This is a genomic window from Bacillus cereus group sp. BfR-BA-01524, assembly GCF_022662595.1.
In the GTDB taxonomy this organism is placed as follows: Bacteria; Bacillota; Bacilli; order Bacillales; family Bacillaceae_G; genus Bacillus_A; species Bacillus_A thuringiensis_S.
This window is the reverse complement of the sequence record NZ_JAKUDW010000510.1, coordinates 1-209: the sequence shown is the minus strand read 5'-3', so window position 1 is coordinate 209 and position 209 is coordinate 1. Positions and strand designations below refer to the sequence as shown.

Here is a 209-nt window from a genome sequence, read left to right as displayed (position 1 = left end):
GGCAGGTTACCCACGTGTTACTCACCCGTCCGCCGCTAACTTCTTGAGAGCAAGCTCTCAATCCATTCGCTCGACTTGCATGTATTAGGCACGCCGCCAGCGTTCATCCTGCGCCAGGATCAAACTCTCCAATAAAGTTAGTTTGTCTAGCATCTAAAAATAAAAATTGACGTTTCACGTTGTTTGTTTCGTTCAGTTTTCAAAGAACT

1 rRNA gene is annotated in these 209 nt (G+C 45.5%); it reads right to left on the bottom strand.

What is annotated here, in order from left to right:
* Positions 1 to 135, bottom strand: a 16S ribosomal RNA gene (locus MR170_RS32120); the annotation flags it as partial.
* Positions 136 to 209 lie beyond the last annotated feature (74 nt).